The following is an 18914-nucleotide window of genomic DNA, read 5'->3' as shown; positions in this document are numbered from 1 at the left end:
GAGGCTTCTTTGATTTGTGGGGAGTTTCTCGATGGGAGCTACAAGCGAGTTTCTGGCAAGGATGCCGCGCCGGGCTAACGGCAAGCGGAATTGGCCTTCTAAATTGAAGGCGCAGGTGGTGGCGGAGACGTTGATCGAGGGCGAGACGGTCAAGGCGGTTGCCAAGCGGTATGAGTTGATCCCCAGCACGGTGTCTGACTGGCGGCGGATGGCGCGACAGGGCAAGTTGGTTCTGCCCAATTTGGACGGCATGAACTTTGTGCCCGTTGAGATCGAGGCAGCTGCGCCTTTAGCCCGATCTCTGCCTGCCGCGTCCGCCAGCACGATTGATGTGATCAGACACGATGTTACCGTCCGTCTTGATGCGGCAACGCCCGCGGCGCGGATTGCCGAGATCGCGCGGGCCATGGCCACGTGATCATGCCATCCCACACGGTCCGGATCTTTGTGGCCAGCGATCCGGTGGACTTCCGCAAGGGCCATGATGGGCTGGCCGCTTTGGTGCAGAGCCACCTGCGCCAGAAGCCGTTTGATGGGTCGGTCTATGTGTTCCGGGCCAAGCGCGCGGATCGGCTGAAGCTGATCTATTGGGACGGCAGTGGGCTGGTGATGGCATACAAGCGGCTTGAGGATAACAGCTTCACATGGCCCCCGGTCAAGAACGGGGTGATGCGCCTGGAACCGGCCCAGTTTGAGGCGCTGTTTGCGGGTTTGGATTGGCGGCGCGTGCGCCCTTTGGAGGTGGCAGCCCCAGCTGCGGCGGAGTGACTCACGGGGTCGTTTGCGCGGGTCATTCCGCCCTTGTTTTGTTATGAGATGGGGCATGACTGTGCCTGACAAATTGCCCGATGACATTGCCGAACTGAAGGCGATCATCCGTGCGCAGCAGGATCAGAATGCGCGGCTTGAGGCCTTGGTCGCCTCGTTCAAAAAGGCGCTCTTCGGGGCCAAATCCGAGAAGATTGACCCGGCCCAGTATGAACTGGAACTCGAGGATATCGAAACCGCCATCGCGCAGGTGGAAGCCGAGATCGACGCGGACGAGCGGACCGCGCCCGTGCGGCCCCCAAAGCCGCGCCAGACCAATCGCGGATCACTACCCAAACATCTGGAACGGGTTGAGGTGGTCATTGAACCCGAGCGATCCTGCGCCTGCGAAACTGAGCGTCACGTCATTGGCGAGGATGTCAGCGAACGGCTGGACATCATTCCGGCCCAGTTCCGGGTGATTGTCACCCGCCGCCCTAAATACGCTTGCCGGTCCTGCGAGGGCAGGATTGCTCAGGCTCCTGCACCCGCCCACATCATCGCGGGCGGCATGCCAACCGAAGCAACGCTCGCCCATCGCCGCGGGGCACAAACAGAACGATATCGAGCAGCTGCTACCCTGGAATTACTCCAAAACCGTGTGATCGGCGCACCGCTTACGATCGCCCGGCAATACCGATTGTCCTGCCGGCTGCGCCGGTGCTAGATCCCCCGGGGCACCGAGGACACACCATGAGCGATAATCTGCGCGGCGCGCTTTTGATGATGACCTGCATGGTCGCTTTCACATGCAACGATGCGCTGTTGAAAATGGTGCTGGACGACCTGCCGTTGTTTCAGACGCTGTTCCTGCGCGGTCTTCTGACGGCGCTGGCGCTGTTCGCGATCGGATCGGTCGTCGGCGGCCTGTGGCTGCCGCTGCTGCCCCGCGATCGCTGGCTGATCGGGCTGCGCACCATCGCCGAGATCATCGCCGCCTGGCTGTTTCTCAGCGCGCTGTCCAACATGCCGCTGGCCAACGTGTCCGCGATCCTTCAGGTGCTGCCGCTGGTGGTGACGCTGGCCAGCGCGCTGTTTTTCCGTGATCCGCTGGGGTGGCGGCGGCTGGTGGCGATCCTGATCGGGTTTTGCGGTGTCCTGCTGATCGTCCGGCCGGGCACGGACGGGTTCAACACCTATTCACTGTATGCGCTGGCGTCGGTGGTGGCCGTCACCGTGCGCGACCTGTCGGCACGCCGCCTGTCGCGCGGGGTGCCATCGCTGGTGGTGGCTTTCATGACCGCGCTGGGGATCACCGCCGCTTCGGGATTGGCGGCGTTGTTCGAACCCTGGGCGCCGATCGATGCCGAGGCGGCGGGCTTCATCCTGGCGGCCACGGTGTTCGTCATCGTCGGATACCTCTCCAGTATCGCGGCGATGCGGGTCGGCGACGTGGCCGTGGTCGCGCCGTTCCGTTACGTCGGCCTGATCGCGGCGCTGATCCTGGGGTTCGTCGTGTTCGGCGACTGGCCTGCCGTGCCGACGCTGATCGGGGCGGCCATTGTGGTCGGGACCGGATTGTTCACGTTATACCGTGAGCTAAGGCTGGCGCGCCGCGTGCGCCAGGTTGCGGTACTTCCCCCCTCGCGCCCGACATGATGGCCGCCCGGATGGGGCACGGCCAAGACCCGGACCGTCGCTTGTGCGGTCGCGCCTGGGCGCGCCGCTGCTGCCGTTTCGCGGCGGCACCTTGCGCGGTGGCACCGCATGCTGTTGACACCCCCCGCGACTCCTTTTATACGGCGCCCACTTGGAGCGTGCCATGCGTCCACGCGGGGGCTCCGTCACAGAACTGAAGTGGTCATGATCCGGCTGTCGCAGGCCCGATCCTCTGGAAACCCACCGCGTGTTCCCCGTCAGGGCGAGCAGAGCGGTTTTTGCGTTTTGCGGACGCGTGAAGCGCGGAACGATCACCGGGGCGCGCGCCCTACCGAAACTGCCCGTAAGCGACGGGCGCGAACACCGCCTCTGAGGGGCGCAGACCTTAAATGTGTTGCAACACGGGGATAAGACCGGAATGCCAACGATCCAACAGCTGATCCGCAAGCCGCGACAGCCGAAAGTAAGAAGCTCCAAATCCATGCACCTGCAGGGATGTCCGCAAAAACGCGGCGTCTGCACGCGGGTCTATACGACGACGCCGAAGAAGCCGAACTCGGCCATGCGGAAGGTCGCCAAGGTGCGTCTGACCAATGGCTTCGAGGTCATCAGCTATATCGGTGGCGAATCGCACAACCTCCAGGAGCACTCCGTGGTGCTGATCCGCGGCGGCCGTGTGAAAGACCTTCCCGGCGTCCGCTATCACATCCTGCGCGGCGTTCTCGACACCCAGGGCGTCAAGAACCGCAAGCAGCGCCGTTCCAAGTATGGCGCCAAGCGTCCGAAATAATCCGCCGTCATCCTCGGGATTTCCCCGAGGATCTCAAGGCCAGAAGATCCACGGGCCGCCCCCGGGGATGACAGCAAGAGAAAGAGAACCGAAATGTCCCGCCGTCACGCTGCCGAAAAACGCGAAGTCCTGCCTGATGCCAAGTATGGCGATCGGGTTCTGACGAAGTTCATGAACAACCTGATGGTCGACGGCAAGAAATCCGTCGCCGAGCGCATCGTCTACAACGCGTTCGACCGGGTCGAGAGCAAGCTCAAGAAGTCGCCCGTCGAGGTGTTTCACGAGTGTCTCGACAACATCAAGCCGTCGGTCGAAGTGCGTTCGCGCCGCGTCGGCGGTGCCACCTACCAGGTGCCGGTCGAAGTGCGCCCCGAGCGCCGCGAGGCGCTGGCGATCCGCTGGCTGATCGACGCGTCCAAGAAGCGCAACGAGAACACCATGGAAGAGCGTCTGGCCGGTGAACTGGCCGATGCCGTCAACGGCCGTGGTTCGGCCGTGAAGAAGCGCGAAGACACCCACAAGATGGCCGACGCGAACAAGGCGTTCAGCCACTACCGCTGGTAAAAGCGGGCGGCCCCGCGGCCGCCTGTCCCATTCGGTGCGCCCGTGGCGCACAATCCGTCCCATATCCCCAGGAGCAGCTGCAATGCCCCGCGATTATTCCCTCGACCGCTACCGCAACATTGGAATCATGGCGCATATCGACGCCGGCAAGACCACCTGCACCGAACGGATCCTGTTTTACACCGGCAAGAACCACGTTCTGGGCGAAACCCACGACGGTGCGTCCACCATGGACTGGATGGAGCAGGAGCAGGAGCGCGGCATCACGATCACGTCCGCCGCGACGACCACTTTCTGGGAACGTCACATCGACGCCGACGCGGCGCCGATCGAAGGCACGCGCCATCGTTTCAACATCATCGACACCCCCGGCCACGTCGACTTCACCATCGAAGTCGAACGTTCGCTGGCCGTGCTTGACGGCGCGATCTGCGTGCTGGATGCCAACGCCGGTGTCGAGCCGCAGACCGAGACGGTGTGGCGTCAGGCCGACCGCTACAAGGTGCCGCGCATGGTGTTCGTCAACAAGATGGACAAGGTCGGCGCCGACTTCTTCAACTGCGTCGCGATGATCGAGGACCGCACCGGTGCGACCGCCGCGCCGATCCAGATCCCGATCGGATCGGAAAACGACCTGGAAGGCATCGTCGACCTGCTGACCATGGAAGAGTGGGTCTGGACCGGCGAAGACTTGGGCGCGTCCTGGGAGCGTCGCCCGATTCGCGACAGCCTGAAGGCCACCGCCGAGGAATGGCGCGGCAAGCTGATCGAGACCGCCGTCGAAATGGACGACGACGCGATGGAAGCCTACCTGATGGAAGGCACCGAGCCCGACACCGACACCCTGCGGAAACTGATCCGCAAAGGCACGCTGTCGCTGTCCTTCGTTCCGGTCCTGGCCGGCTCGGCGTTCAAGAACAAGGGCATGCAGCCCCTGCTGAACGCCGTCATCGACTATCTTCCGTCGCCGATGGACGTGGTCGACTACATGGGCTTCAAACCCGGTGACGAGACCGAGACGCGGAACATCGCGCGCCGTGCGGACGACGACATGCCGTTCTCGGGTCTGGCGTTCAAGATCATGAACGACCCCTATATGGGCACGCTGACCTTCACGCGCGTCTATTCCGGCAAGCTGGCCAAGGGCGACAACCTGCTGAACTCGACCAAGAACCAGAAAGAGCGTATCGGCCGCATGGTCATGATGCACTCGAACAAGCAGGAAGAGATCTCCGAGGCGTTCGCGGGCGACATCATTGCGCTGGCGGGTCTGAAGGGCACGACCACGGGCGACACGCTCTGCGCGCCGAACGATCCGGTCGTCCTGGAAACCATGACCTTCCCCGATCCGGTCATCGAGATCGCGGTCGAGCCGAAGACCAAGGCCGACCAGGAAAAGATGTCGCTGGGCCTCCAGCGTCTTGCCGCCGAGGATCCGTCGTTCCGCGTCGAAACCGACCTGGAATCCGGCCAGACGATCATGCGCGGCATGGGCGAACTTCACCTCGACATCCTGGTCGATCGCCTGAAGCGCGAGTTCAAGGTCGAAGCCAACATCGGTGCGCCGCAGGTGGCGTATCGTGAGACGATCGGTCGCGAGCTGGAACATACCTACACCCACAAGAAGCAGTCGGGTGGTTCGGGTCAGTTCGCCGAAGTCAAGCTGCTGTTGCAGCCGACAGAGCCGGGCGAAGGCTATTCCTTCGAATCGCGCATTGTCGGTGGTGCGGTGCCGAAGGAATATATCCCGGGCGTCGAAAAAGGCATCAAGTCGGTGCTCGACTCGGGTCCGCTGGCCGGTTTCCCGGTCATCGACTTCAAGGTCGCGCTGCTGGACGGCAAGTTCCACGACGTCGACTCGTCGGTCCTGGCGTTCGAGATCGCAGCGCGGATGTGCATGCGTGAAGGTCTGCGCAAGGCCGGTGCGAAACTGCTGGAACCGATCATGAAGGTCGAAGTGGTCACGCCCGAGGAATACACCGGTGGCATCATCGGTGACCTGACGTCGCGTCGCGGCCAGGTGCAGGGGCAGGACACGCGCGGCAACGCCATCGCGATCGACAGCTACGTGCCGCTGGCCAACATGTTCGGCTACATCAACACGCTGCGTTCGATGTCGTCGGGCCGTGCGAACTTCACCATGCAGTTCGACCATTACGAGCCGGTGCCGCAGAACATCAGTGAAGAAATTCAGGCCAAATTCGCCTGACGGACGGTGCGTGCCCGGCACGCACCCTACCACAACCTGTAGGGTGCGTGCTTGCACGCACCGTTTGAGACAAAAAGGAGCCACACCATGGCAAAGGCAAAATTCGAACGTAACAAGCCGCACGTTAACATCGGCACGATCGGCCACGTTGACCACGGCAAGACGACGCTGACGGCTGCGATCACGAAGTATTTCGGCGATTTCCAGGCCTATGACCAGATCGACGGCGCGCCGGAAGAGAAGGCGCGCGGGATCACGATCTCGACCGCGCACGTGGAATACGAGACCGACAACCGCCACTATGCGCACGTCGACTGCCCCGGCCACGCCGACTATGTGAAGAACATGATCACCGGTGCGGCACAGATGGACGGCGCGATCCTGGTGGTGAACGCCGCCGACGGCCCGATGCCGCAAACGCGCGAGCACATCCTGCTGGGCCGCCAGGTCGGCATCCCGTCGATGGTCGTGTTCATGAACAAGGTGGACCAGGTCGACGACGCGGAACTGCTGGAACTGGTCGAGATGGAGATCCGCGAGCTGCTGTCGTCCTATGACTATCCGGGCGACGACATTCCGGTCATCCCCGGTTCGGCCCTGGCCGCGATGGAAGGCCGCGATCCCGAGATCGGCGAAGAGGCGATCCGCAAGCTGATGGCGGCCGTCGACGAATACATCCCGACCCCCGAGCGGGCCGTGGACCAGCCGTTCCTGATGCCGGTCGAGGACGTGTTCTCGATTTCGGGTCGCGGCACGGTGGTGACCGGCCGGGTCGAGCGTGGCGTGATCAACGTCGGCGACGAGATCGAGATCGTCGGCATCCGCGACACCCGCAAGACGACCTGCACGGGCGTCGAGATGTTCCGCAAGCTGCTGGACCGCGGTGAAGCGGGCGACAACATCGGCGCGCTGCTGCGCGGTGTCGACCGTGACGGCGTCGAGCGTGGCCAGGTGCTGTGCAAGCCCGGTTCGGTCAAGCCGCACACCAAGTTCGAGGCCGAGGCGTATATCCTGACCAAGGAAGAGGGTGGCCGTCACACGCCGTTCTTCGCCAACTACCGTCCGCAGTTCTACTTCCGCACGACGGACGTGACCGGCACGGTGATGCTGGCCGAGGGCACCGAGATGGTGATGCCGGGCGACAACGTGTCCTTCGGCGTCGAGCTGATCGCCCCGATCGCCATGGAGCAGGGCCTGCGCTTCGCCATCCGTGAAGGCGGCCGCACCGTCGGCGCCGGCGTCGTCTCCAAGATCACCGATTGAGGCATTGCCCGGATCGGGCGGCGCGCCGCAGGGGGCGCCACCCGATCCACAGCCGCCGACACACCGGGCCCCGGCCCGCATTAGACGACGAGTTCGAAGTGGGGGTTCCAATCCCGGTGCCTCCACCTCTCAACTTCGAAAGCCGCGAAAGGCAATGACAATGGCAGCCAGCCAAAACATTCGCATTCGGCTCAAGGCGTTCGATTACCGCGTTCTGGACGCCAGCACGCAGGAAATCGTGAACACCGCCAAGCGGACGGGCGCGCAGGTGCGCGGACCCATTCCGCTGCCGAACAAGATCGAGAAATTCACCGTTCTGCGTGGCCCCCACGTCGACAAGAAATCCCGTGATCAGTTCGAAATCCGCACGCACAAGCGCCTGCTGGATATCGTCGACCCGACACCCCAGACCGTGGACGCGCTGATGAAGCTCGACCTTGCGGCCGGTGTCGACGTCGAGATCAAGGTTTAAGGGAGGGCACCGGATATGTTGCGCTCTGGCGTTATCGCAAAGAAAGTCGGCATGACCCGGCTTTTCATGGACGACGGGAAGCAGATTCCCGTGACCGTCCTTCAACTGGACAAGCTTCAGGTCGTCGCACAGCGCACGGCCGAGCGTGACGGCTATACCGCCGTTCAGCTGGGTGCCGGCACGGCCAAGGCCAAGCGGACCTCGCAGGCGATGCGCGGTCACTTCGCGCTGGCCAAGGTCGAACCGAAGCGGAAGATCGCGGAATTCCGCGTCGCCGCCGAGAACATGATCGACGTCGGCGAGGAAATCACCGCCAACCATTACTTCGAGGGTCAGTTCGTCGACGTGGCGGGCACCTCGATCGGTAAGGGGTTCGCGGGCGCAATGAAGCGCTGGAACTTCGGCGGTCTGCGCGCGTCCCACGGTGTGTCGATTTCGCACCGTTCGCACGGTTCGACCGGCCAGTGTCAGGATCCGGGCAAGGTGTTCAAAGGCAAGAAGATGGCCGGTCACATGGGCGCTGCCCGTGTCACCACCCAGAACCTTCAGGTCATCCGCACCGACGCCGACCGTGGCCTGATCATGGTCAAGGGTGCGGTCCCCGGCTCGAAGGGTGGCTGGGTCACGATCAAGGACGCGGTGAAGAAGCCGACGCCCGAGAACGTGATCTATCCCGCCGCGCTGAAGTCCGCCGCCGAAGAAGCCGAACGCCTGGCGCGTGAAGCTGCTGAAGCCGCCGCTGCCGAGGCCGAAGAGGCCGAAAAGGCCGCTGCCGCAGAGGCCGCTGCCGCCGAGGAAGCCGCGCTGAAGGAAGCCGAGGCACAGATCGAATCCGATCGTGACGAAGCCAGCGACCAGAGCGAGACTCTGGACGAGAAGAAGGAAGGCGACCAATGAAACTCGACGTGATCAAACTGGACGGCGGATCTGCCGGATCGGCCGATCTCGACGACGAGATCTACGGTCTGGAACCGCGTATCGACATCCTGCACCGTGTGGTCCGCTGGCAGCGCAACAACGCGCAGCAGGGCACCCACAAGGTCAAGACCCGTCGCGAGACGTCCTATTCGACCAAGAAGATCTATCGCCAGAAGGGCACCGGCGGCGCACGCCACGGTGACCGGAACGCACCGATCTTCCGCAAGGGCGGTATCTATGCGGGTCCGGTGCCGCGCAGCCACGGGCATGCGCTGACCAAGAAGTTCCGCAAGCTGGGCCTTCGTCATGCCCTGTCGTCGAAGATGGCGACCGGGAACCTGGTCATCATCGAGGATGCGGTGCTGGCCGAAATCAAGACCGGCGCACTGGCCAAGCAGGTAAAGAACCTGGGCTGGAAGCGCGCGCTGATCATCGACGGCGCCGAGGTGAACGAGAATTTCGCCCGTGCCGCCGCGAACATCGACGGTCTGGACGTGCTGCCCACCATGGGCGCGAACGTCTATGATATCCTGAAGCGTGACACCCTGGTGATCACGAAGGCGGGTATCGAAGCACTGGAGGCCCGACTGAAATGAGCAAGGCAGAAGCAACCGCGAAGCCGGAGCACTATGACGTGATCCGCAAGCCGGTCATCACCGAAAAGGCCACGATGGCGTCCGAAAACGGGGCCGTTGTGTTCGAGGTGGCGATCGACGCGAACAAGCCGCAGATCAAGGAAGCGGTCGAGACGCTGTTCGGAGTCAAGGTGAAGGCCGTCAACACGACCATCACCAAGGGCAAGGTCAAGAAGTTCCGCGGCCAGCCTGGCCGTCGCAAGGACGTCAAGAAGGCCTATGTGACCCTGGAAGACGGGAACACGATTGACGTTTCCACGGGTCTTTAATACCAGACACCATCGGTTCGGCCCCGGATTCGTCCGGGGCTGAACTTTTTGTCGGATCCGCACCATAAGTGGATCCTCGGGGACCTCCCAAGGGCCCTTCACATCAAGAGCCGGGTCGCAATGACCCGCAAAGCAAACGGAAGACACGAAGCATGGCACTCAAGTCGTATAAGCCGACGACGCCGGGCCAGCGTGGGCTGGTGCTGATCGACCGTTCGGAGCTTTGGAAAGGACGCCCTGTCAAATCCCTCACCGAGGGTTTGAGCAAGCACGGCGGCCGGAACAATACCGGACGGATCACGATGCGTCGCAAGGGTGGGGGCGCCAAGCGTCTTTACCGCATTGTCGATTTCAAGCGGAACAAGATGGACGTCACGGCGACGGTCATCCGCATCGAATATGACCCGAACCGGACCGCGTTCATCGCCCTGGTTTCCTATGACGATGGCGAACAGACTTATATCCTGGCACCGCAGCGTCTGGGCATCGGCGACAACATCGTCGCCTCGGCCAAGGCCGATATCAAGCCGGGCAACGCGATGCCGTTCAGCGGCATGCCGATCGGCACGATCGTCCACAACATCGAGATGAAGCCGGGCAAGGGCGGCCAGATCGCCCGTGCGGCGGGCACCTATGCCCAGTTCGTCGGTCGTGACGGCGGTTATGCACAGATCCGCCTGTCGTCGGGTGAATTGCGCCTGGTGCGTCAGGAATGTATGGCCACCGTCGGAGCCGTGTCGAACCCCGACAACAGCAACCAGAACATCGGCAAGGCCGGACGCAACCGTCACAAGGGCATCCGCCCCTCCGTGCGTGGTGTCGTCATGAACCCGATCGACCACCCGCACGGTGGTGGTGAAGGCCGGACCTCCGGTGGTCGTCACCCGGTCACCCCCTGGGGCAAGCCGACCAAGGGTGCCAAGACCCGAAACAAGAACAAAGCGTCGCAGAAGCTGATCGTCCGCTCGCGTCACGCCAAGAAGAAAGGACGCTAATCCATGACGCGTTCCGTTTGGAAAGGCCCGTTTGTCGACGCTCATGTCCTCAAGAAGGCCGAAACAACCCGCGAGTCGGGCCGCAAGGAAGTGATCAAGATCTGGTCGCGCCGCTCGACGATACTGCCCCAGTTTGTGGGCCTCACCTTTGGCGTCTACAATGGCAAGAAGCATATCCCGGTGAACGTCACCGAGGACATGATCGGCCAGAAGTTCGGTGAATATTCGCCGACCCGCACCTATTATGGGCACGCCGCCGACAAGAAGGCGAAGCGCAAATGAGCAAGGAAAAGAACCCCCGTCGCGTTGCCGACAACGAGGCCCTGGCAAAGGTCCGCATGTTGCGGATCAGCCCCCAGAAGCTGAACCTCGTTGCTGCGATGATCCGTGGCAAGAAGGTTGATCGGGCATTGACCGACCTGACCTTCAGCAAGAAGCGGATCGCGCTGGACGTGAAGAAGTGCCTTCAGTCCGCCATCGCCAACGCCGAGAACAACCACAACCTGGACGTCGATGAACTGATCGTCGCCGAGGCGTGGGTCGGCAAGAACCTGACCATGAAGCGCGGTCGCCCGCGTGCCCGTGGCCGTTTCGGCAAGATCATCAAGCCGTTCGCCGAACTCACGATCAAGGTCCGCCAAGTTGAGGAGCAAGCCTGATGGGAAATAAAGTCAATCCGATCGGCATGCGCCTGCAGGTGAACCGCACGTGGGACAGCCGCTGGTATGCCGACACCAAGGATTACGGTGATCTGCTGCTTGAGGATCTTCGGATGCGCAAGTTCATCCGCAAGGAGGCAGCGCAGGCCGGCATCTCCAAGGTGATCATCGAACGCCCGCACAAGAAGTGCCGCGTCACGATCCACGCAGCCCGGCCCGGTGTCATCATCGGCAAGAAGGGTGCGGACATCGAGACGCTGCGCAAGAAGCTGGCAGGCATGACCAAGTCGGAACTGCACCTCAACATCGTCGAGGTCCGCAAGCCAGAGCTGGACGCCGCCCTGGTGGCCGAAAGCATCGCGCAGCAGCTCGAGCGTCGCGTGTCGTTCCGTCGTGCCATGAAGCGCGCGGTGCAGAACGCCATGCGCATGGGCTCGCTCGGGATCCGGGTGAACCTGTCAGGTCGTCTTGGCGGTGCCGAGATCGCCCGGACCGAGTGGTATCGCGAAGGTCGCGTTCCGCTGCACACCCTGCGCGCCGACATCGACTATGCCGGTTACGAAGCCCAGACCGCCTATGGTATCATCGGGATCAAGGTTTGGATCTTCAAAGGTGAAATCATGGAGCACGATCCGTCGGCGCACGACCGCCGTCATTCGGAGCTTCAGGAAGGCCCCGCCCCCCGTGGCGCCGGCGGCCGGCGTTAAGGAGTAGATCATGCTGCAACCAAAACGCACCAAGTTCCGCAAGGCCCACAAGGGCCGGATCCATGGCGAAGCCAAGGGCGGATCCGACCTGAACTTCGGCACATACGGCCTGAAGGCGATCGAGCCCGAGCGGATCACGGCCCGCCAGATCGAGGCAGCCCGTCGTGCCATGACGCGTCACATGAAGCGTCAGGGTCGCGTCTGGATCCGGATCTTCCCGGACCTGCCCGTCACGTCCAAGCCCGTCGAAGTCCGTATGGGTAAGGGCAAGGGGTCGGTCGATTTCTGGGCCGCCAAGGTCAAGCCCGGCCGGATCATGTTCGAGATCGACGGCGTCAACGAAGACATCGCCCGCGAGGCCCTGCGCCTGGCGGCGATGAAGCTTCCGATCAAGACGCGCACCGTGGTTCGCGAAGACTGGTAAGACTTCGGCGCGTCCCGCTCGCCAGCGCAGGTTGGCCGCGACGTCGCGCGAACCAAGTTGATATCTTCGAACGCCTGCCGGGATCCATTCCGGCAGGCGTTTTCACATGCGGCGTTGCCCACCGCGCTACGCCGTCATGTGGCCGACGAACGATACAAAAGGCCGCCGTGAACCCTATCACGGCGGCCTTTGCATTGGATTATCGCTTGATTGTGCCAATCAGGCGGCCGACAGGCTGGCCCAGATTTCGTCTTTCAGCTTCATGCGCGTTTTGCGCAGTTCCGTGGCATGTTCATCGGTCGTCGGTTCCACGTCGGTCTCGGCGCGATGAACAGCGCGGTTCACTTCGTGATAGCTGTCGCACAGTTTTGCGAAATGCGGATCCGTCGCGCGGAGTTCACGCAATCTCGCCGTATGATCCGGAAATTCTTCGTGCAATTCGTGGGGTGTATGCGACATCTGGGCCTCCATTGGTTCACCCCGACTGATAGGTGCAGCTGGCCGAGGCTGCCATGATCCATATCAATGAAAAGGCGTAACAGAACACTCGCATCGGGGAGCGGACTGGGGTATCAGGCGCCATGACCGATATCGCATCCCTGTTCGTCACCCGCCTGTATCACGCCCAATTGTCCGAACGCGGCAAGCCCATCGACCGTGGCGAGTTGGAGGCGTCGTGCCTGTCGATCGCCGACGACGACGAGGCCGGCCAGGATTGGTGCGAGGAAAACGACTTTCCCGGCTACACCAGCTATGCATCGCTGAGCGATCTCGCGTGGCGGATGCCGATCTTCAAGGCGCTGGTGAAGGTGCTGGACAAGCACGTGGCACGTTTCGCCGAGGATCTTGCCTTCGATCTGGGCGACAAGAAGCTGAAGCTCGATTCGTTGTGGATCAACATCCTGCCCGAGGGTGGGATCCACACCGGGCATCTGCATCCCCATTCGGTGGTCAGCGGCACGACCTATGTGACGATGCCGGAAGGGACCAGTGCCATCAAGTTCGAGGATCCGCGCCTGCCGATGATGATGGCCGCGCCGGGGCGCACCAAGGATGCGCCGCGCAAGCTTCGGCAGTTTCATTACGTCCAGCCGGAGGCGGGCGATGTCCTGCTGTGGGAAAGCTGGTTGCGTCACGAGGTGCCGATGAACATGGCCGAAGAAGACCGCATCAGCGTCAGCTTCAACTACGGCTGGGGCTGACCGCTCAGGGGAACAACTGCGCCATCCGGGCATCGTAATCGGCCCAGGTCATCGACGCCTTGTTGCCGGCGTGGCCGTCATAATACGATTTGCCGGTCGATGTCGGCAGACCCGCCCAGATCTTTGCAAGGTTTTCCATGAACGCGTGTCGGCTGATCCGACCGGCCCCGACATCGTCGAGTCCGGCCTCGCGCAACAGTTCGTCGGCCAGCCGATCCTGTATCGCGGGCGAAAACCTGGTGTCCGCTCCCAGGCCCAAACGGCGGACCAGGCGGCGCAGGGTGGGCGGGATGAACTGGAACTTTCCGATGGCGTGGGGCTGACCGGGCGTCGCGTCGATCCAGGTGTCGATCTGGCCCAAGGTCAATTGGGTCGGGCGATCCGGCGGCTTCACCCGGGCGCCATGTTGTACCGCATCGTATCCGTGACGCCGCGATTCCGCGTGACCGATCAACTGGCGCAGCTTTTCGATCCGACTGCCGTGCAATGCGGGGCCCATGGGGGGCGACAACGCCACCGCCGCCCGCGGCTTGGCGAACAGGCCCGAATCGCCGCGTCCGGTGAACAGGCTTGCGCCGGTGTGTTTCGGCGGTGGCGTCAGCCGGGCTTGCACCAGGGCCCGTGTCGGCGCGAAAATCGACGCCCGCCCGAGGATGCTGACCGCCTCGGCGTGTGATAAGCTGGGCAGAAGCAGGCACAGGGCGAGAAACATCGGAATCGGAGGGACGCGCATCAAATCCTCATCCATGGGAACAGGGCGTGCCCCACTTCTGACCGATTAACGGTTTCCGGACGGTTAAGATTAACCTGATGCCCCGGAAATCGGGCCAATCCGGCGCTTATCGCCGGTATTCGCGGGACAGGGCTTGCGTCGCGCGGCAAGGGGCGTTATGCGGCACGCTCATCATGACTCTCCACCGGAATCAGGGTGACCCTTCGCGGGCCCTCCAGTGATGTTGAAAGGATATGGCGATGGACGCCGCAGAACTGCGTGACAAGACACCCGACCAGCTGAAGGATCAGCTGTCCGCCCTGAAGAAGGAGGCCTTCAACCTCCGCTTCCAGCAGGCCACCAGCCAGCTCGAGAACACCGCGCGCATGCGCACCGTGCGCCGCGACGTGGCGCGCGTGAAGACCATCCTGAACCAGAAAGCCGCCGAAGCGGCCAAGACGGAGGCCTGATCGATGCCCAAACGTATCCTCTCCGGCACCGTGACCAGCGATGCCAACGCCCAGACGATCACCGTCTCGGTCGAACGCCGCTTTACCCATCCGGTTCTGAAAAAAACGATCCGCAAGTCGAAGAAGTATCGCGCCCACGATGCGAACAACACCTTCAAGGCGGGCGACAAGGTGCGCATTCAGGAATGTGCGCCGATGTCGAAAACCAAACGTTGGGAAGTGATCACCGCCTAGGCGATCGTTCCCGTAACATTCGAAACCATGGGGAGAAGGCCTTGAGAGTCCCCCAAAGGTCAGGAGAAACCCAATGATCCAGATGCAGACCAATCTGGATGTCGCTGACAATTCCGGCGCGCGCCGTGTTCAGTGCATCAAGGTTCTCGGCGGTTCGCACCGCCGGTATGCGTCCGTGGGCGACATCATCGTCGTCTCGGTAAAGGAAGCGATCCCGCGCGGTCGCGTCAAGAAGGGCGACGTCCGCAAGGCCGTCGTCGTGCGCACCGCCAAGGAAGTGCGCCGCGAAGACGGCACCGCAATCCGGTTCGACCGGAACGCCGCCGTCATCCTCAACAACAACAACGAACCCGTCGGCACCCGTATCTTCGGGCCGGTGGTGCGCGAGCTGCGTGCCAAGGCCTTCATGAAGATCATCTCGCTGGCTCCGGAGGTGTTGTAATCATGGCTGCGAAACTGAAAAAGGGCGACACCGTCGTCGTGCTGACCGGCAAGGACAAGGGCAAGCAGGGCGAGATCACCGCCGTCATGCCGTCCAAGGGCAAGGCCGTGGTCGCGGACATCAACGTGTCCATCCGCCACACCAAGCAGAGCCAGAACAGCCAGGGCGGCCGCGTCCCCCAGGCGATGCCGGTCGATCTGTCCAACCTCGCCATCGTCGATGGCAATGGCAAGGCAACCCGCGTCGGCTTCCGCATGGAAGACGGCAAGAAGGTGCGCTTCGCCAAGACCACGGGAGACGTGATCTGATGCTGGATACCGCAAACTACACGCCGCGTCTCAAGTCGATCTACAACGACACGATCCGCGCCGCGCTGAAGGAAGAGTTCGGCTACAAGAACGACATGATGATCCCGCGTCTGGACAAGATCGTCCTGAACATCGGATGTGGTGCCGAAGCCGTGCGCGATGCCAAGAAGGCGAAATCGGCCCAGGAAGACCTGACTATCATCGCCGGCCAGAAGGCGCTGACGACGAAGGCGAAGAAGTCGATCGCCGGGTTCCGTGTCCGCGAGGAAATGCCGCTGGGGGCGAAAGTCACCCTGCGCGCCGACCGGATGTACGAATTCCTGGATCGTCTGATCACGGTGGCCATGCCCCGCATCCGCGACTTCCGCGGCGTGAGCGGCAAGAGCTTCGATGGCCGTGGCAACTATGCCATGGGGATCAAGGAACACATCGTGTTCCCCGAGATCAACTTCGACAAGGTCGACGAGAACTGGGGTATGGATATCATCATCTGCACCACCGCCGCCGACGACGCACAAGCCAAGGCGCTGTTGAAGCATTTCAACATGCCGTTCAACAGCTGAGCCTGGGAGAAAACATCATGGCAAAGAAAGCAATGATCGAACGCGAGAAGAAGCGCCAGCGCCTGGTCGAGCAGTATGCCGACAAGCGTGCGGCGCTGAAGGACGTCGCGAACGATGAATCCAAGCCGATGGAAGAGCGTTTCAAGGCGCGTCTGAAACTGGCCAAACTGCCGCGCAACAGCTCGGCCGTCCGTCTTCACAACCGCTGTCAGCTGACCGGCCGTCCCCACGCTTACTATCGTAAGCTCAAGGTCAGCCGTATCATGCTGCGGGAGCTTGGCTATATGGGCCAAATCCCCGGTCTCGTAAAATCCAGCTGGTAAGGAGGGTATGGAATGAACGATCCTCTGGGCGATATGCTGACCCGCATCCGCAACTCGCAGATGCGCGGCAAATCCACCGTCACCACGCCCGCGTCCAAGCTTCGTGCCTGGGTGCTGGATGTCCTGCTGGACGAAGGCTATATCCGCGGCTACGAGAAATCCACGGACCGCAACGGCCACCCGACCATCGAGATCAGCCTGAAGTACTATGAAGGCGCCCCGGTGATCCACGAGATCAAGCGCGTCTCGACGCCCGGTCGCCGTGTCTACGCGGGATCCAAGGATGTTCCGTCGGTGCGTCAGGGTCTGGGTGTGTCCATCATCTCGACGCCGCGCGGCGTGATGTCGGACGCCAATGCACGTCACGCCAACGTTGGCGGCGAAGTGCTCTGCACCGTATTCTGAGGAGAAAGATATGTCTCGTATCGGAAAACGACCCGTCGCGTTGCCCTCGGGCGTCACTGCGTCGCTCTCGGGCCAGAAAATCGAAGTGAAGGGGCCGAAAGGCACCCGCAGCTTCCAGGCCACGGACGACGTGACCCTGACCATCAACGAAGGCGACATCACCGTCACGCCGCGCGGCACGTCCAAGCGGGCGCGCCAGCAGTGGGGCATGACGCGTTCGATGGTGGAAAACCTCGTCACCGGCGTTTCAACCGGTTTCAAGCGCGAGCTTGAGATCCAGGGCGTCGGATACCGTGCTGCCCTTCAGGGCAAGGTTCTGAAGCTGAACCTCGGCTATTCGCACGATGTCGACTTCGAGATCCCGGAAGGCGTGACCGCAACGGTCGCCAAGCCCACCGAGATCGCGCTGGAAGGCATCGACGAGCAGCAGCTTGGACAGGTGGCCGCGAACATTCGCGCCTGGCGCAAGCCCGAACCCTACAAGGGCAAGGGCATCCGCTATAAGGGCGAGTTCATCTTCCGCAAGGAAGGCAAGAAGAAGTAAGGACGCGACAGATGGCAAACAGCAAAAGAGACCTGTTTCTGAAACGCCGCCTGCGCGTTCGGAACAAACTGCGGAAAATGAACCCCGGCCACATGCGCCTGTCGGTTCACCGCAGCAACAAGAACATCAGCGTTCAGCTGATCGACGACGTGAAGGGCATCACGGTGGCTTCGGCTTCTTCCCTCGAGAAGGATCTGGGCATCGTGGGCAAGAACAACGTCGAAGCGGCCGCGAAGGTGGGCACCACCATCGCCGAGCGTGCGAAGAAGGCCGGGGTCGAAAACGTCTATTTCGATCGTGGCGGCTTCCTCTTCCACGGCAAGGTCAAGGCGCTGGCCGAAGCGGCCCGCGAAGGCGGCCTGAAGTTCTGACCCTATCCGCCGCCCCGTCTGGGGCGGCGGCTTTTATACGTGCAGGCGTTCACGCGCCTCGATGATCCGGGAACACCCGTTCACTTGGATCGAACGACACGCCTTCGGGCAGCAATACGGAGCCTTTCATGGCAAGAGATGACAATCGCGGGGGCGGACGCCGCAACCAGCGTGACGAAACACCCGAATTCGCCGATCGCCTCGTCGCGATCAACCGCGTCTCCAAGACCGTGAAGGGCGGCAAGCGTTTCGGTTTTGCCGCGCTCGTCGTCGTGGGCGATCAGCGGGGCCGCGTGGGTTTCGGCAAGGGCAAGGCCAAGGAAGTGCCCGAGGCGATCCGCAAGGCCACCGAGCAGGCCAAGCGTCAGATGATCCGCGTGCCGCTGCGCGACGGTCGCACGTTGCACCATGACACCGCCGGACGCCACGGTGCCGGACGCGTCTTCATGCGCTCCGCCCCCCAGGGTACGGGCATCATCGCCGGCGGACCCATGCGCGCCGTGTTCGAGATGCTGGGCGTTCAGGACGTGGTGGCGAAATCCATCGGCTCGTCCAACCCCTACAACATGATCCGCGCCACGATCGAAGGTCTGGCCGGCGAGGCTTCGCCCCGTTCGGTTGCCCAGCGTCGCGGCAAGAAAGTCGCCGACATCCTGCCCAAGCGGGACGACGCACCCCAATCGTCCGACCAAGTCGTCGAGGAGGCCTGATCCATGGCAAAGACCATCGTCGTCAAGCAGATCGGTTCACCGATCCGTCGCCCCGCCATCCAGCGCGCAACGCTGAAGGGCCTGGGCCTGAACAAGATGCACCGCACCCGCGAGCTTGAGGATACGCCCTCGGTCCGCGGTATGGTTGCCAAGATCTCGCACCTGGTCGAGATCGTCGAGGAGCGCGGCTGAGCCCCGCACCTTCGGCAATACGGAACAATGCAAAGGACGCGCCCATCACCGGGCGCGTCCTTTTGCGTTTGTCGGGCGCTCCGGCCTCGGACTGGCTTGACCGACGGGAATCCCCGGTTAAGGTATA

The 18914-nt window shown here is 62.6% G+C and carries 30 protein-coding genes and 1 pseudogene; 29 read left to right on the top strand and 2 right to left on the bottom strand.

From position 1 onward, the window contains the following. Positions 1-31 precede the first annotated feature (31 nt). The 17 genes and pseudogenes from CFP68_RS06770 to rplP all read left to right on the top strand — a co-directional run bounded on the left by CFP68_RS06770 (position 32) and on the right by rplP (position 12311). Positions 32-418 carry a transposase gene (locus CFP68_RS06770; protein ID WP_241523984.1) on the top strand — a complete coding sequence of 129 codons (387 nt, stop codon included), beginning with the start codon at positions 32-34 and terminating at the stop codon, positions 416-418. Positions 419-420: 2 nt separating this feature from the next. After that, positions 421-768: an IS66 family insertion sequence element accessory protein TnpB gene (gene tnpB / locus CFP68_RS06765; RefSeq protein WP_099826130.1), complete on the top strand. Its 348-nt coding sequence runs from the start codon at positions 421-423 to the stop codon at positions 766-768. Positions 769-823: 55 nt separating this feature from the next. After that, positions 824-1345, top strand: a pseudogene (locus CFP68_RS06760) (transposase domain-containing protein); the annotation flags it as partial. A 155-nt stretch (positions 1346-1500) separates the two neighbouring features. Continuing rightward, positions 1501-2406 carry a DMT family transporter gene (locus CFP68_RS06755; protein ID WP_099826129.1) on the top strand — a complete coding sequence of 302 codons (906 nt, stop codon included), beginning with the start codon at positions 1501-1503 and terminating at the stop codon, positions 2404-2406. Between the two features lie 418 nt (positions 2407-2824). Next, entirely contained in the window at positions 2825-3196 is a 372-nt protein-coding gene (gene rpsL / locus CFP68_RS06750; RefSeq protein WP_099826128.1) for a 30S ribosomal protein S12, read from the top strand. 93 nt (positions 3197-3289) lie between these two features. After that, the gene (rpsG, locus tag CFP68_RS06745) at positions 3290-3760 is read left to right on the top strand and encodes a 30S ribosomal protein S7 (protein WP_099826127.1); all 471 of its coding nucleotides are present in this window, start codon (positions 3290-3292) and stop codon (positions 3758-3760) included. A gap of 82 nt (positions 3761-3842) precedes the next feature. Beyond that, positions 3843-5969 carry an elongation factor G gene (gene fusA, locus CFP68_RS06740; protein WP_099826126.1) on the top strand — a complete coding sequence of 709 codons (2127 nt, stop codon included), beginning with the start codon at positions 3843-3845 and terminating at the stop codon, positions 5967-5969. Between the two features lie 87 nt (positions 5970-6056). After that, positions 6057-7232 carry an elongation factor Tu gene (gene tuf / locus CFP68_RS06735; protein ID WP_099826125.1) on the top strand — a complete coding sequence of 392 codons (1176 nt, stop codon included), beginning with the start codon at positions 6057-6059 and terminating at the stop codon, positions 7230-7232. A 160-nt stretch (positions 7233-7392) separates the two neighbouring features. Beyond that, the gene (rpsJ, locus tag CFP68_RS06730) at positions 7393-7704 is read left to right on the top strand and encodes a 30S ribosomal protein S10 (RefSeq protein ID WP_099826123.1); all 312 of its coding nucleotides are present in this window, start codon (positions 7393-7395) and stop codon (positions 7702-7704) included. 15 nt (positions 7705-7719) lie between these two features. After that, on the top strand, positions 7720-8601 hold the full coding sequence (gene rplC, locus CFP68_RS06725) for a 50S ribosomal protein L3 (protein ID WP_099826121.1): 882 nt from the start codon (positions 7720-7722) through the stop codon (positions 8599-8601). Further along, a complete protein-coding gene (rplD, locus tag CFP68_RS06720; protein WP_099826120.1) occupies positions 8598-9218 on the top strand; it encodes a 50S ribosomal protein L4 in 621 nt (206 codons plus the stop codon). The genes rplC and rplD overlap by 4 nt, the downstream gene beginning before the upstream one ends. Beyond that, a complete protein-coding gene (locus tag CFP68_RS06715) occupies positions 9215-9526 on the top strand; it encodes a 50S ribosomal protein L23 (protein ID WP_099826117.1) in 312 nt (103 codons plus the stop codon). Before rplD ends, CFP68_RS06715 begins: the two co-directional genes overlap by 4 nt. Positions 9527-9678: 152 nt before the next feature. Continuing rightward, positions 9679-10521, top strand: a complete 843-nt coding sequence (gene rplB / locus CFP68_RS06710) for a 50S ribosomal protein L2 (protein WP_099826115.1) — start codon at positions 9679-9681, stop codon at positions 10519-10521. A gap of 3 nt (positions 10522-10524) precedes the next feature. Further along, entirely contained in the window at positions 10525-10803 is a 279-nt protein-coding gene (gene rpsS, locus CFP68_RS06705; RefSeq protein WP_099826113.1) for a 30S ribosomal protein S19, read from the top strand. Next, positions 10800-11180, top strand: coding sequence for a 50S ribosomal protein L22 (rplV, locus tag CFP68_RS06700; RefSeq protein WP_099826110.1), 381 nt, complete (start codon positions 10800-10802; stop codon positions 11178-11180). The genes rpsS and rplV overlap by 4 nt, the downstream gene beginning before the upstream one ends. Continuing rightward, positions 11180-11887 carry a 30S ribosomal protein S3 gene (gene rpsC, locus CFP68_RS06695; protein WP_099826107.1) on the top strand — a complete coding sequence of 236 codons (708 nt, stop codon included), beginning with the start codon at positions 11180-11182 and terminating at the stop codon, positions 11885-11887. The genes rplV and rpsC overlap by 1 nt, the downstream gene beginning before the upstream one ends. A gap of 10 nt (positions 11888-11897) precedes the next feature. Then, positions 11898-12311, top strand: coding sequence for a 50S ribosomal protein L16 (gene rplP / locus CFP68_RS06690; RefSeq protein ID WP_099826104.1), 414 nt, complete (start codon positions 11898-11900; stop codon positions 12309-12311). A gap of 219 nt (positions 12312-12530) precedes the next feature. Here the strand turns inward: rplP and CFP68_RS06685 are convergent, their stop codons facing one another. After that, positions 12531-12770: an HP1242/YdcH family protein gene (locus CFP68_RS06685; RefSeq protein ID WP_099826224.1), complete on the bottom strand. Its 240-nt coding sequence runs from the start codon at positions 12768-12770 to the stop codon at positions 12531-12533. Between the two features lie 122 nt (positions 12771-12892). Between CFP68_RS06685 and CFP68_RS06680 the strand changes: the two genes are divergently transcribed. Then, positions 12893-13513: a TIGR02466 family protein gene (locus tag CFP68_RS06680; RefSeq protein ID WP_099826102.1), complete on the top strand. Its 621-nt coding sequence runs from the start codon at positions 12893-12895 to the stop codon at positions 13511-13513. Positions 13514-13517: 4 nt separating this feature from the next. Here CFP68_RS06680 and CFP68_RS06675 read toward each other — a convergent pair whose 3' ends face one another. Beyond that, the gene (locus tag CFP68_RS06675; protein ID WP_241523983.1) at positions 13518-14246 is read right to left on the bottom strand and encodes a lysozyme family protein; all 729 of its coding nucleotides are present in this window, start codon (positions 14244-14246) and stop codon (positions 13518-13520) included. 239 nt (positions 14247-14485) lie between these two features. On the opposite strand from CFP68_RS06675, the gene rpmC reads away from it, so the two are divergent. The 11 genes from rpmC (at position 14486) to rpmD (ending at position 18787) form a co-directional block, all read left to right on the top strand. Continuing rightward, a complete protein-coding gene (gene rpmC / locus CFP68_RS06670; protein WP_099826222.1) occupies positions 14486-14695 on the top strand; it encodes a 50S ribosomal protein L29 in 210 nt (69 codons plus the stop codon). Positions 14696-14698: 3 nt separating this feature from the next. Beyond that, on the top strand, positions 14699-14929 hold the full coding sequence (gene rpsQ, locus CFP68_RS06665) for a 30S ribosomal protein S17 (RefSeq protein WP_099826099.1): 231 nt from the start codon (positions 14699-14701) through the stop codon (positions 14927-14929). A gap of 73 nt (positions 14930-15002) precedes the next feature. Continuing rightward, a complete protein-coding gene (rplN, locus tag CFP68_RS06660; protein ID WP_099826097.1) occupies positions 15003-15371 on the top strand; it encodes a 50S ribosomal protein L14 in 369 nt (122 codons plus the stop codon). Between the two features lie 2 nt (positions 15372-15373). Continuing rightward, positions 15374-15679, top strand: a complete 306-nt coding sequence (rplX, locus tag CFP68_RS06655) for a 50S ribosomal protein L24 (RefSeq protein ID WP_099826095.1) — start codon at positions 15374-15376, stop codon at positions 15677-15679. Continuing rightward, complete coding sequence (rplE, locus tag CFP68_RS06650) at positions 15679-16242, top strand: 50S ribosomal protein L5 (protein WP_099826093.1); 564 nt, start codon at positions 15679-15681, stop codon at positions 16240-16242. Before rplX ends, rplE begins: the two co-directional genes overlap by 1 nt. Positions 16243-16259: 17 nt before the next feature. Next, positions 16260-16565 (top strand): 30S ribosomal protein S14, encoded by a 306-nt coding sequence (gene rpsN, locus CFP68_RS06645; protein WP_099826091.1) that lies wholly within the window; start codon positions 16260-16262, stop codon positions 16563-16565. Between the two features lie 12 nt (positions 16566-16577). After that, positions 16578-16970 (top strand): 30S ribosomal protein S8, encoded by a 393-nt coding sequence (gene rpsH, locus CFP68_RS06640; protein WP_099826088.1) that lies wholly within the window; start codon positions 16578-16580, stop codon positions 16968-16970. Between the two features lie 10 nt (positions 16971-16980). Continuing rightward, complete coding sequence (rplF, locus tag CFP68_RS06635; RefSeq protein ID WP_099826086.1) at positions 16981-17514, top strand: 50S ribosomal protein L6; 534 nt, start codon at positions 16981-16983, stop codon at positions 17512-17514. Between the two features lie 11 nt (positions 17515-17525). Continuing rightward, entirely contained in the window at positions 17526-17885 is a 360-nt protein-coding gene (gene rplR, locus CFP68_RS06630; protein WP_099826083.1) for a 50S ribosomal protein L18, read from the top strand. Positions 17886-18013: 128 nt separating this feature from the next. Continuing rightward, on the top strand, positions 18014-18595 hold the full coding sequence (gene rpsE, locus CFP68_RS06625) for a 30S ribosomal protein S5 (RefSeq protein WP_099826081.1): 582 nt from the start codon (positions 18014-18016) through the stop codon (positions 18593-18595). Between the two features lie 3 nt (positions 18596-18598). After that, positions 18599-18787, top strand: coding sequence for a 50S ribosomal protein L30 (rpmD, locus tag CFP68_RS06620; protein WP_099826078.1), 189 nt, complete (start codon positions 18599-18601; stop codon positions 18785-18787). Positions 18788-18914: the final 127 nt, after the last annotated feature.

Source organism: Oceaniglobus indicus (genome assembly GCF_002751875.1).
Taxonomy (GTDB): domain Bacteria; phylum Pseudomonadota; class Alphaproteobacteria; order Rhodobacterales; family Rhodobacteraceae; genus Oceaniglobus; species Oceaniglobus indicus.
This window is presented reverse-complemented; position numbering and strand designations above follow the sequence as displayed.